This window comes from Nostoc sp. UIC 10630 (assembly GCF_010747425.1).
Lineage (GTDB): Bacteria > Cyanobacteriota > Cyanobacteriia > Cyanobacteriales > Nostocaceae > Nostoc.
Window position 1 is genome coordinate 1 of record NZ_JAAGOG010000226.1, and the last position, 11,013, is coordinate 11,013.

The window sequence follows — 11,013 nt, forward strand, 5'->3', positions numbered from 1 at the left end:
AATAGGTACTATTACAGTAGTCAGTACCCATATTATATATGTGAACATAGTGTTTGATTTAAATCGAAACAATTTGCATAATTCTTCTGTCTCTAAACAAATTTTTAATATTAGTCTCAGCCAAATTTTATTTCAACAATAAAATCTTATGAACCAAGAAAAATCAGACATTTGTTTTTGCACTTTAGCTTTAGGGAAAAGATATCGCTCTCATGCTTTCCTATTAGCTCAAGATATTGAAAAACATTCGCCAGGAGTATATTTAATTGTCCTAACAGATAAGCTAGAAGAATTTAAAATATATCCTAACGTTTTAGCATTTCACCATGAACAACAGAGTATTGGTTGTTACCATGATAAAAGGTTTGTAATTGCCAAAGCAATATCACTGTTTAATACTTGTATATTTGTCGATGCAGATATCAGAATATTAGATAAGTTACAACCAGATATAAAATGGCTTCCTGGCATAACAGCAAGAAGTTGTACAAGTATTGTCAAACACAATCAAGAATATATTAATTCAGCAAATGATGATTACAAGGCAAATAGACTTAGAGATTTGACCATTCTGAACAAACTAGCACAAAAACTAGACCTGGATTTAGAAGATACTAATATTCAGTTTGTCATGGAAATGTTATTTGTCGTTACAAGGCAAGATGGGCGGGAAATCGAATTTATTAAGCACTGGGAAACTATTGCACTTTACTGTGAGCTAAATGGTTTTTATAGTGCTGAGGGTTATGCAATAGGATTAGCTGCTGCTAAGGCTGGATTACCAGTTCGATGGGACGCTATGGACGGTATTGTTTATTTCAAGGATTGGGTAGAACGGCAGAAAATCAAAAAGGGACAAGCAAATCCAGATAAAACGCTGATATATTTTCAACAGCACGAAGCGATTGAATACCACAAAAATTCACTTTTCCAAAAGCTATTGCATAAGCTAAATAAATTTATTGGTTATTACTATCGGTCCTTGCGTTTAAGACTTGCGGCATTGAGTAATTTTAATTTTTATCACCGATGAAACTTTGGAAAAACATCAACAAGCTGATTTAATTGGCATATCTTTGCTGAATTATTAGTAACCATTAATTTTATCCTTGAAGTTACGATACTTTAATTTAATATTGTTTACTCTTTGCTGAATAAAACTACTAGTAGACTTTTGCAAAAGCGTTATCTGGCTTGGGCGGGTAAAACTTTGAGGCCGTTTTTCAGGCGACTTTAAATAGCGATAATATAAGAAAACATCGCGGTAAGGGATATCTACATCTTCACCTCCACAAAGCCGCACAAAAGCTGAAGAAGATACACTCATATAGTGTAAGTAGGTCAATCTCCGCCCTTGGTCATAGAGGATATTATCTACCACATCAAATTTAGAACTCCAATGATTACCAGTTGCCTGCTCGCAGTCATAAAAAGCAAAGTTATAATAGGAAATTCCACTTCTTAAGACCATGTAGTTAAATAAAGATTGGTCAGGTGCTAAAAAAGCCATGACATCTGCCTCACCTGAGATTAATTTGCCCATTAAATCGGCTCTTATAGCTGGAGAAAAAATATTTTTCTTGGTTGCAAACCAACCAGCACAAAATACTTTATCTTGCAAGTTTTCTGAATTGAAAACTTGCTGCATTTGCTCTGGTGAACCATCAAAAATAAATTTTAAGTCAGACTTATATTGAAAATCATTGACTACCCAATCAGATGTATCTAATTTTTCATATACATAATCTACTGGCCCCATTAACAATGTATCTGCATCAAAATAAATAAATCTATCAAAGGGGCCATCCACAGCACAAAATTTGCGGTGCATTGGTAACTCATAAAGTTCTGAAAAACCCCACTCTCGCCAAGTTCTTTGCGCTCTAGGATAATTTTTCCATATCTGAGTCGCAAAGTTATCCCAATAAGCTATGGAATCAGAATCTTCAAATAAGCTGACATTATCTCTAGATGCAATCTCTGCTTTCACCTTATCTAAGCGCTGATTATATGGAAGTATACAAATAGGAATTTTCCTACCAGCATTAGCTTCTATACTGTTGAGCAATGCTACTAGTTGGTCATAGACAACATCATTGGCTAGGATGTAGATACCATCAATCATTGGGATACTCCTAATATTAAGTGCGGGCAGCAACAAAAGGAAATAAACGGCGAGTCAGTTTAGAGATGAAAGCAAATTTACCCTCATGGAGATAGCGATAGTGTTCCCACAATTGCCAATAGGGACTACCAGTTTTCATCCGTGTACCAGCCCAGTGGAGATATTTGAGTCGTTGTCCTCGGTCATAGAGGGCATAATCTTGCTGTTGGAAACTTTGTGAACCCGCCCAACTACCAGGCCCACCACCAGGAATTTTGACGAGATTTCCTCGTTTGGCAATTAGTTTGAGAACAAGATAATTTAAAATTGGTTGGTCTGTAACTCCTTCAGAAAAATCGAAATATTCACGATGCGCGGCACACTCGCGCAAAGCTTCATCCATTTGTTCTTCAGTAATAACTCCTTTTCTCGAAGCCCAAAAGCCACTGTTAAAAACATCTTGAAGTTGAGCATCAGAAAAAATTTGCTGCTCTTTCACAAATGGGGAAAAGATATTTCGCAGTTTGTCATTGGCATGATGGTAATCACAACAGAAGAAATCGACTTCTGAAAGTTTGTCTAAATTGTCGGCGATTTTTTCAAAAACGACAATATCTGTATCAATATAAATAAATTCATCTAAAGGGCCAAACCACGCCACCAGTTTACGCATTTTGTTTGGTAAGGCGAGAAAATCCCGATCAAAAATTTCTCCGATGCGTTTGGTAAATTTATCAATAAGTTCCAAATCGGGGAAAATTTGCACTTTGTGTAAGGTAGAAAGCTGTTCTGCTACCTTGTGATAATTTTCGTTAAATGGTATCAGATAAATGGTTACTTCTGGATCATAGTAACGAATACTATTTAGTAAAGCGATCGCATTATCAATAACACGATCGTTTGCAACAATATAAATTCCCCTGCTCATAAATTATCCTTGGTTAATTAACTTAAGTTTTCGCAAAGCTCTTGTAAGTAAATTTGGTACTGGAGCGTCATTATAATTCTTAGGAGGGTTTTGAAAGATGGGACGCTTATCTGGTTCGTTTAAGTAACGATAGTAGAGAAATAAATCTCGATAGGGAAAATCAATATTTTCTCCAGCACAGACTGCTTGATTAATATTAGGAGGGATACCAATATAATGAAGATAGGTTAGCCGATTACCTTTGTCATAAAGAAGGTGTTCTCGTTCCTCGAAGTGTTTAGATGTGGCAGAACATCCTGTCTTTGCATTATCTGGTAGTTGACGAGCAAAGTTATAAATAGAAAGATTAGACCTCATTACCATGTAGTTTATCAGTGGTTGCTCTCCAGCACCGCTATACAAAATTTCTGCCTCACCATTTTGTAAATGCGATATTAGGATCTCTCTTTGTTCTGAGTTAAATATTCCTCGTTTTGCACCATAGAAACCGGAGCAAAAGATTTCGGAATCAATGCGTTTTTGCTCGAAAACCTCTAGTAATTTTGGCGAGTTAACATTATATATCTTACTAACGTCTTTAAATTGGAAATCGTAGACAACAAAATCATAAGTATCTAGCTTTTCAAACACCGATGCCAGAGAATTCATCACCAAGGTGTCTGCATCTAAATAGATAAATTTATCAAATGGCCCATCAAAGGCGCAAAAACGACGGTGAGCGCCATATAACCGTGATTTACTCCGATTCAATCGCTCTGGTGCTGCTGAGAGCATAAATTGATCCCAACGGTTGATTGATTCTTGATTATCGTAAAGAAATACATTAGGGCGTTTAGCTATTTCATCAGCAATTCGCTGTGTCTGATCGTCGAAAGGATAGATACAAACAGGAGTTTCGGGGCCCAAAATAACATCAATACTGTTGAGCAAAGCCACCAGTTGATCGAAAACATAATCATTGCCAAGGGTACAAATACCATTCATAATTTATGAGTGTTGATCAACAAAGTTTGATAACCAGTTAAGTAAGTTCAACTTATGTAAAATGATTTGACGTGCTTCTGCGATCGCATCTTTGGCAGCATACCAAGCATCAGGTGTAGCTGTCACTTCTTTGATGTAGGCAATGCCTTTTTCATCTAAACTGGGCAACCGCAAAAAGCTACCGGGTGGCAATAATTTATCAGCAGCCGGGCCACCATAGTAAATTGGTAGACACCAGGCAAGTAAACTATCCCAAAGTTTCTCACTGACATACCAATTATTATCAGCATAATTTTCAATTGCCAAATTGTAATAGTATGGTGCCATCCCATACCATTTGTTACCTAGCTCTCCCGATTTTTTAGCCGATTCTGGTAGGTTACGCCCATATAAATCAAATTTCATGCCACTAGATTGTAGGGAGTGCAAAAAGTCTAAACGCTGGCGATGTTTGGCTGTACGACTAATTCCCGAAGTAATCCAACTACATGGGGCAACCTTTTCAGGTGGTGGCATTTCATTTAAATCTTGAAATGAATTTGAATGATACCAAATAGCAGGCATATAGTCAGGAGTCGGGGCAAAATCATCGGGGCCAGAAATGTAGCCGCAATACTTCTGGGCTTGTTGATAATTATGATTAGTTATTTCGACAATTTCATCTAAAGGCGGTTCTCTTAGCAAATAAATAATCCGCTCTTTGTTGACACCGCGCAGTAGAGAATCAACATTTACTACTGATTTTTGCTGCCGTTTGCGAAAGCTATCTAACCAAGATTTTTGTGGCGCTGCTTGAGGAAAATCAAATTGATACATCAGTAGAAAATCTGGTTTGGTTGCTAGTGCCTGCATTTGCATATTGCCCCAAACTCCAAATTGATGCGGGGTTTGTTGCCACAGCCAATCGGCTCTAGTTTTTAAACCTCGATAGCTGCTAATCATCCCTACAGTTTTTATAGTCATTTTAGTTATTAATCATTTGTCATTTATCATTTGTCTTCTAGATTCTTTTTATGCGATAAATAGGGGTAGCAGAGATTCATCAACATAACTAAGAATTTTTGCGGCTCGATTTTCCCAAGAAAACTGCTTGACAAATTCGATACTATCTGGATAACCTTCTATTCTTCTAGGATGAGTTTCTAAAACCTGCTTCAGACTGTCGGCAAATTTGCTCGGGTTATCTGGTTCACACCAAGCAGCAATCGCTTTTGTATCTTGAAACTCAACTAATGAAGGAATTTCCGTCGAGACAATGGGAGTTCCAGAGGCGAAGTAGTCAAACAGCTTTAAAGGAGATGTGAAAGTTGCCGCTTTCCCGGAACAATGAGGGTGAGCTAAAACATCTGCTGCTTGTAGCAAAGACGCTAACTCATTATGCAAGACATAGCCCAAAAACTGAATATTATTAACCTGTTTTTCTTTTACCAATTGCTGATAATATTCTACTTCTGCTGGCTTACCACCTGCACAGGCAAATTGCACATTAGGCATTTCATTAGCCACATCAATTAGTACATCAATACCTTTAAATTGCTGTAATGCTCCCGCATAAACTACCAATTTTTGGTTTTCATCTCGCAATAGTTTTTGTCGCCATTCTGCGGCTTTTTCTGGTTGCCTCTGCATAAACAAGCGATTGAAACCATTGTGCAGCTTAATTACTTTTTCTGGCGGCATTCCATTTTTAATCATGCTTTCACGGATTGTTTCTACAACGGTGACAGCTATTTGTAACAGTGGATTTGTAACAATTTCTTGCTCAAATGGTTTCTCTTCATGGTGGTGGTGTTCATAAATTGCCGGAATGCCATTTTTGATAGCAGCTTTGACAAAATTCCAGTTGCGGCTATGGACAAGTTTAGTAGTTGGAAGTATATGAAATGGTAAATAGTACTTGCTTGCAATGGTGTTGGAGTCAGTAAATTTGCTCGCAAAATGGTCAATCGGCCAAGGCATCGGTAATGGAGCAACTTTTAATTTGTCATGGAGATTGTAATATTCAATAAGTTCTGTTGGTGTTTTTATCGGTTTAAAAGGGCGTAATAAATTAATTGGGTTATTAGCTTTTGCTCCTTTTTCAGGGTATACCAAAACTGTTGAGTATCCCAAGTTAGCGGCAGCATTAGCTGCATTTGTAGACTGTACTAGGTGAGCCTCTGGCTGGGGTAATTCTTCACCAATGAAAAAAATGTAGTGTTTTTTTAAAGTATTATTTTTCATAATTTTAGACATTAATACTATCCTCAAATTTTTCTAAATTCTTCAGAAGACATATAGTAGATTCATAAGTTTCACTAATTAATTCATTTGGCTCTTGAGGAGTATCTATCAAATTATCTGCTAGAGAGCGGAGAGAGCTAAGTATGAGATTAAGAGAAGTTCTAAACTCAACGGAGAGATGATTAAAGCTTTGATAATAGTCGCTGATGATATTTTGATTTTGGTCAGAAATTGAGATAATCTGCCCCCTTATTTGTAAGCTCATCACATCCTCAAAAATATCAATAGTGTTGAGAATTCTCCAGGCTGATTTGTAAGAGTCTTCAATTAATTTGTGCCGTTCTTGAGAATCGTTTTCCAGATCATCAAGCAATAAGCGCAGTAATCCAATCATTGAGTTCAACTGTGTCCGAATTTCGTGAGAGATACGGAGCAAGCTTTGATTGTGTTTAGTAGCGGCTTCAGGACGATCAACAAATTTCTTTGAGTTTAGGCGCATTGCCTTAATAATTTTTGTCTGAATCAAATTTTTATTAGGGCGATCGCTAAATTGCATGGAGTACAAGCGTGAGTAGTAAGCACCTTTTTGCAAAAGTTCTTCATGGGTTCCCACTTCTACCACCTGTCCTTGATCTAACACAGCTATTTGATCGGCTTTTTGGACTGTGGAAAGGCGGTGAGCAATTACTAGGGTGGTGCGATCGCGACTAAGATCGTCAAGTGCAGATTGTACTAATCGTTCGGAAACGGTATCTAAAGCGCTGGTGGCTTCATCTAAAATCAGAATTTCGGGATTTTGGAGGAGGGCGCGGGCGATCGCTAATCTTTGCCTTTGTCCACCAGACAACATTACGCCGCGATCGCCAATTAGGGTGTCAAATCCTTGAGGCAATTTGCTAATAAACTCATAAGCATTTGCCCGCTTTGCTGCTGTCAAAATCTCATCATCAGTAGCCTCTGCTCGCCCATAAGCGATGTTATTTTGCACCGAGTCATTAAAAAGAAAGGTATCTTGACTGACAATCCCCATCCGCTTCCGTAGGGATACTAGATCGAACTCCCGCAAATCGGTGCCGTCAATGGTAATACTGCCAGCAATCGGGTCATAAAATCTGGGTAAAAGGTCTGCCAAAGTAGATTTACCAGCCCCAGAACCGCCTACCAATGCTAAGGTCGTACCACGCGGTAAATATAAATTTACATCTTTGAGTACCAACTTTTCATGACCAGGGTAGGCAAAGCAAAGAGAATTAAAAGACACTCCCTCTTCTAATTTTGTGTAGGGAATCTTACCTTTCTCCATGAACGGCTTATCATGCAAGCTTAAAAACTCATTCGTCACATCCACACTAGCTGCGGTACTAGCAAAGTTGCTGCGAATAGTATTTAACTGAGAAATCAATGGCAGCACTCGCAGCAGCACTAATAAATATGTCAGGAGTACGGTAGAAAGAGAAGAAACCTGTTGAGCAAAGAAGGTTTTGCTCAAAAGTACAATCAGCAGTAAAGCTGTAATACCCATTACCTCACTTAGAGGTGTAATGGCTTCCGAATTAACTTGAGATTGGAAATCTGCTAATTCGCGATCGCGAATTAGTTTTTTAATCCGTTGATATTCTTTTTCTTCATTTCCCGTCGATTTTACCAATCGAATTCCGTTCAGAGTTTCCAGTACGGAAACTGAATATGCTCTAGACATCTCACTCAGCTGCTTCCCAAAATTTCTCGACCGGGAAATGGCATACTGATTTACTAACGTCACCAACGATAACAAAAGCGTAGCAGCAATTGTCAACTGCCAAGAAATTGACAGCAATAAACTGACAAAAACTAAAATTGTGATTCCCAGGATAACTACCCTGACGATACTACCTATAGAACTTGCAGACCGACCAATTTCTCCACCAAGACGGTTGATTAAATCACCAACCTTAGTTTTGGCATAATAATCTATATCAATTTCTAGTAATAGCTTTAACCCAGTTTCGCGCATATCTGATGTTAGCTTTCGGGTTAAAGAACTCGATGCTAAGGAACTGGCATAAGTAGCTAAATTCTTTAAAATAATTGTGAAGATAATCGCCCCAGCCATTACTCCTATCCGGTAAGGTTCTGGAGTATTATCAAAGGGAGATATCATCGTTTTTAGAATAGGAGGAGCAGTACTTAAATCTACTTCTTGTCCCACGATTTTTAAAACCACCGGCACAATTAAAGCGGTGCTAATCCCATTAAATAAAGCTCCAGAAAATCCTAACAATATTGTCAGTAGAATCAAACCTGGATAGGGTCTAGCGAATCGTAATAGCAGTTTTCTGGTAGACATTGGGTATTTACTATGCAATTTTCAATTATTAATATTATTCACAAATTACTTGCCAAACTTGCTAATATCAAATAGACAAACTAAATAATTTTCAATATTCCAATAAAAGAGGCAGTTATTGCTGGAAGAATGTTGCCCCATCACAAGGGAAGATTACAAAAGCGATTTTTTCCTGCCGCCATCAAAATGAGCTTGTGGTTTGAGTCCTCACAACTTTTGCGTGGTCTCAATTTATCCAAGATCGAACCCCCAACTTAAAAGTTCCTCTACCTCCCGCTTTCTTCAATTTACGCTTCATTCCATATTAATTATTTACAACCGAGAAATTACCGACTTTAACACCGAAGCCATAGCATCTATACTATAGTGTTCTACACATCTTTTTCTTGCGTTGATACCTTGCTGGTTTGCTGACTCTAAATTCTGAAAAATCCATTGAATCTGTTCAGCAATCTGTTCAGGACAAGCAGGCTCGACTAAATAACCAGTATCACCTAATATTTTGGGAATATCTCCAACACGCGTTGATAATACAGGTTTAGCCATTGCCATTCCATCTGTCAACTTCAGGGGAAATTGAGCGCGAGTTTCTGGGGTATCTCGTTGGGGAACAACTACAATGTGAGCTGCTGCTACTAAGTCAGGCATCACATCCGCTGGATATTTTGGTAATTTGATAATCCAGCGTCCCCACTTTTGTTGAAGTTGCTGATCGTAATCATCATAAGGACTGCCACCTACAATCACTAGTCTTAAGTCTGGTTGATTGATTTTATCGAGCGCTATGAGAACATCTTCTAGACCTTTGTAGGGTCTTGGCGCACCAGGAAACATTAAAATACGATATTCAGATAAACCATAACGATTTCTGCTGGACTCAGCATCATATCGAGCAGGATCAAATAAAGCAGTATCCTTACCATTGGGAACAAATGTACCCCCAAAACGCTGCTGCAAAAATTTAGTATGCACTGTCACCGCATCAGCTCTACTTACCAAACCTTCCATCCATTTCACGTACAAAGGATGATAAGGATTCCTAAGTGCGCCGTCTGATTTCAACAAGTCTCTGGCTAATTGTTTGGGTGTGAAACGATAATGCCAGTCATCGCCACCATACCAACTGAGTTCCCAATCATCTATGTCTAAAATTAATGCTTTTTGGCTAAATATTTTCTTTAGTAGGGCAACTCCAAAACTCGCTATTTGTGGTTTGATTGCATAAATTATATCTCCATTAATTTTTGGTAAAAATTGGTTAATTTCTCCGAAAAAATCGGGGAAATTTTTACCCGGCAAATTATAAACGTTTAATTCTGATGGTAAATTTCGATATAAGTTATTTCCAAATAAAAACCCCATGATTTCAACTTCATATTCTAAGTTTCTTAGGGCTGTTGCAATCAAGTATGCACGCAAAATAGCTGCACTTGATAAATCTGAAACCAACAGCGATATCTTGGAAAATTTTTTCACTGTTTTTATACTTAATTTTTATTTAATGCGCCAAGGATTTGTAACTTGATTCGGTAAAAATACTTGAGCGAATCTATCAAAAACCCTTGTATATAAGGAACGACTAATATCTTTAGCATATTGAGGACGATAAGGATAAGTACAGTGAAGAACTTTAATTGTATCCTGAATATCATAAGCATCCTGCCACTTACTGAGATAATTATAGGTTGGTGGTAAGATTTTCTTATGAGGTTGTACAGATGCGATCGCAGAAGCAAAAGCCCCTTGGTCTTTTAAAAGTAATTTATCTTGATTATTTTTGACAATCTCAAAATAACGTTTAAATTCGTCAAAAAATATCTTGGTTACTTCTGTTTTCCGAAAAGCCATAAAACCGCCATTATACTGCACACTATCTGCTTGTAATGGTAATCCTACCGATTGCAAAATTGGCAGAACATTTGGCAAAAGGTCTTCTTGTTTACCACGTAATAAGTTTGTAGCCTTAAGAATAGAAGGTTGTACATCTTCCGTTAGTAAAAACTCATATTCATCTAAATAGTCAAATACATCATCGATATTTGTAAGTAAACAAATATCCGAATCTAGATAAATCGTTTTATCAAACTCAGAAGCTTCATATAGAGCTAATTTTGCTTGTCGCGATGCTAAAACAGTATTTTTGTTTGCAGGTGCTGGTTTCAAAATTACATTTTTGAATGCCTTTAGCAAAGGATAAAGAGCTATTGGAACTTGGTCAATTAAAATAATGATTGGTTCTTGATGAAACTTTCTAACTGCTGCTAAAAAATGAATACAATCTTGAAACGAATAAAGCCCAGTTAGAATTGTAATAAAGCCTTTAGTTGGTGTTGACATAAATAAAATGAATAATTTTTGTTGAATTTGAAAATTAGATAGGTATTTATTGTCATAAAATCTTACTCTAGTTTGAGTTATAGTCAAATTCGATAGAGTAGAGATCAGCAA

Annotated in this window: 9 protein-coding genes; 1 reads left to right on the top strand and 8 read right to left on the bottom strand. The window is 37.4% G+C overall.

The window, feature by feature from the left end:
* Positions 1-148 precede the first annotated feature (148 nt).
* Positions 149-1,033, top strand: coding sequence for a hypothetical protein (locus G1O98_RS32400; protein ID WP_163937144.1), 885 nt, complete (start codon positions 149-151; stop codon positions 1,031-1,033).
* Positions 1,034-1,087: 54 nt separating this feature from the next.
* On the opposite strand, the gene G1O98_RS32405 is transcribed toward G1O98_RS32400, so the two are convergent.
* The 8 genes from G1O98_RS32405 to G1O98_RS32440 form a co-directional block, all read right to left on the bottom strand.
* On the bottom strand, positions 1,088-2,125 hold the full coding sequence (locus G1O98_RS32405) for an Npun_R2821/Npun_R2822 family protein (RefSeq protein ID WP_163937147.1): 1,038 nt from the start codon (positions 2,123-2,125) through the stop codon (positions 1,088-1,090).
* A gap of 16 nt (positions 2,126-2,141) precedes the next feature.
* The gene (locus tag G1O98_RS32410; protein ID WP_114083768.1) at positions 2,142-3,032 is read right to left on the bottom strand and encodes an Npun_R2821/Npun_R2822 family protein; all 891 of its coding nucleotides are present in this window, start codon (positions 3,030-3,032) and stop codon (positions 2,142-2,144) included.
* A 3-nt stretch (positions 3,033-3,035) separates the two neighbouring features.
* Entirely contained in the window at positions 3,036-4,016 is a 981-nt protein-coding gene (locus tag G1O98_RS32415; RefSeq protein WP_163937150.1) for an Npun_R2821/Npun_R2822 family protein, read from the bottom strand.
* A 3-nt stretch (positions 4,017-4,019) separates the two neighbouring features.
* Entirely contained in the window at positions 4,020-4,979 is a 960-nt protein-coding gene (locus tag G1O98_RS32420; protein ID WP_163937153.1) for a glycosyltransferase family 10, read from the bottom strand.
* 48 nt (positions 4,980-5,027) lie between these two features.
* Complete coding sequence (locus G1O98_RS32425; RefSeq protein WP_163937162.1) at positions 5,028-6,239, bottom strand: glycosyltransferase; 1,212 nt, start codon at positions 6,237-6,239, stop codon at positions 5,028-5,030.
* Positions 6,240-6,243: 4 nt separating this feature from the next.
* Positions 6,244-8,565, bottom strand: a complete 2,322-nt coding sequence (locus G1O98_RS32430) for an ATP-binding cassette domain-containing protein (RefSeq protein WP_163937155.1) — start codon at positions 8,563-8,565, stop codon at positions 6,244-6,246.
* 312 nt (positions 8,566-8,877) lie between these two features.
* Entirely contained in the window at positions 8,878-10,041 is a 1,164-nt protein-coding gene (locus tag G1O98_RS32435; RefSeq protein WP_163937157.1) for a glycosyltransferase family 4 protein, read from the bottom strand.
* 18 nt (positions 10,042-10,059) lie between these two features.
* A complete protein-coding gene (locus tag G1O98_RS32440; protein WP_163937160.1) occupies positions 10,060-10,902 on the bottom strand; it encodes a hypothetical protein in 843 nt (280 codons plus the stop codon).
* Positions 10,903-11,013: the final 111 nt, after the last annotated feature.

Bases quoted from the DNA above. Each gene is read 5' to 3' on its own strand.
- G1O98_RS32400 (WP_163937144.1), top strand. From the start codon at position 149: ATGAACCAAGAAAAATCAGACATTTGTTTTTGCACTTTAGCTTTAGGG.
- G1O98_RS32405 (WP_163937147.1), bottom strand. From the start codon at position 2,125: ATGATTGATGGTATCTACATCCTAGCCAATGATGTTGTCTATGACCAA.
- G1O98_RS32425 (WP_163937162.1), bottom strand. From the start codon at position 6,239: ATGAAAAATAATACTTTAAAAAAACACTACATTTTTTTCATTGGTGAA.
- G1O98_RS32420 (WP_163937153.1), bottom strand. From the start codon at position 4,979: ATGACTATAAAAACTGTAGGGATGATTAGCAGCTATCGAGGTTTAAAA.
- G1O98_RS32440 (WP_163937160.1), bottom strand. From the start codon at position 10,902: ATGTCAACACCAACTAAAGGCTTTATTACAATTCTAACTGGGCTTTAT.
- G1O98_RS32430 (WP_163937155.1), bottom strand. From the start codon at position 8,565: ATGTCTACCAGAAAACTGCTATTACGATTCGCTAGACCCTATCCAGGT.
- G1O98_RS32415 (WP_163937150.1), bottom strand. From the start codon at position 4,016: ATGAATGGTATTTGTACCCTTGGCAATGATTATGTTTTCGATCAACTG.
- G1O98_RS32410 (WP_114083768.1), bottom strand. From the start codon at position 3,032: ATGAGCAGGGGAATTTATATTGTTGCAAACGATCGTGTTATTGATAAT.